The sequence below is a fragment of the Enteractinococcus helveticum genome (assembly GCF_001657475.1).
GTDB lineage: Bacteria > Actinomycetota > Actinomycetes > Actinomycetales > Micrococcaceae > Yaniella > Yaniella helvetica.
Genome location: NZ_LXEY01000080.1, coordinates 1 through 1,094, shown reverse-complemented (window position 1 = coordinate 1,094; position 1,094 = coordinate 1). Strand labels below are relative to the sequence as shown.

The 1,094-nt window shown below is 56.7% G+C and carries 1 protein-coding gene and 2 rRNA genes; 1 reads left to right on the top strand and 2 read right to left on the bottom strand.

The annotated features are described in order from the left end of the window. The first annotated feature begins 126 nt into the window (after positions 1–126). Complete coding sequence (locus A6F49_RS18150; RefSeq protein ID WP_161485829.1) at positions 127–288, top strand: hypothetical protein; 162 nt, start codon at positions 127–129, stop codon at positions 286–288. Positions 289–411: 123 nt separating this feature from the next. On the opposite strand, the gene rrf is transcribed toward A6F49_RS18150, so the two are convergent. Both rrf and A6F49_RS14610 read right to left on the bottom strand, forming a co-directional pair. Next, a 5S ribosomal RNA gene (gene rrf, locus A6F49_RS14615) occupies positions 412–528 on the bottom strand. A gap of 335 nt (positions 529–863) precedes the next feature. Further along, positions 864–1,094: ribosomal RNA gene (locus A6F49_RS14610) — 23S ribosomal RNA — on the bottom strand; the annotation flags it as partial.

Here is a 1,094-nt window from a genome sequence, read left to right as displayed (position 1 = left end):
GGACAACACCACACAATAAACATGTGGATAACTGGCCGGATTCTTGACGCTCTTTTGGCCGGAAACCAACCGCTGAACTGGCTGGATTTCCCTGCTCATCTGGCCTAGTTCTAGTTGATCACAAACATGCAGACCACCACCGGCTATTCACTGCGCCGCATCCGAGATATTCTGCGACCACTGACTGACGGCATCCTGGAACTCAACGGCCAACAGCACACCATCCCAGCCGCTATCACCCCTGAAGCCACCGAACTCATTGCCACACTAGGACTCCACATCGACTGACCCCGAGTGAACGTCCCAAACAGGGCACTAAAATGAGCCAACTCGGGCACTAGGGCCCAGAGGTCGTGTGCTTAAATGCCAGACCCCCTGACACAGGGGTGTCAGGGGGTCTGGTGAATGGTTGTCCGGCGGTGTCCTACTCTCCCACACCCTCCCGGGTGCAGTACCATCGGCGCTGTGGGTCTTAGCTTCCGGGTTCGGAATGGGACCGGGCGTTTCCCCCACGCTATAACCACCGTAACCCTAGCCCACCAACCAATAGGGGTCCCATTGGTCGGGGAAACTTTGTGGGGTCACGCACCCCGGAACCTGGGGTGATGTGGACCAATATGTTGTTATAGATGTTGCTTTTGGACGCGGCCCGCACCCAGGGACCTGGTGGTCGTGGGGTGTGGGTTGTTGTTGCTGGAACCGTATAGTCGACGCGAGCACGCTTGCAGTCTTGTGGATCGTGGACGTTGTTGTTGTGTACCCATGCTGTGTTTGCCCATCATTGGTTGTGGTGGGTCGTGGTGGGCCTTTTGCTGCCCACCGCACACACCCCGTTCCGGCATTGCTACCTGAAAAAGTGGGGTGTGGGTAAGTCTTTGGTGTATTAGTACCGGTCAGCTCCACACATCGTGAGTCTGTGCTTCCACATCCGGGCTATCAACCCAGTCATCTCCTGGGCACCTCATTGAGGAGAATTCATCTTGAAGCCGGCTTCCCGCTTAGATGCTTTCAGCGGTTATCCATCCCGAACGTAGCCAATCAGCCATGCACCTGGCGGTACAACTGACATACCAGCGGTTCGTCCGTCCCGGTCC

Excerpts from the sequence above, each read along its gene's own strand:
- A6F49_RS18150 (WP_161485829.1), top strand. The coding sequence starts at position 127 with ATGCAGACCACCACCGGCTATTCACTGCGCCGCATCCGAGATATTCTG.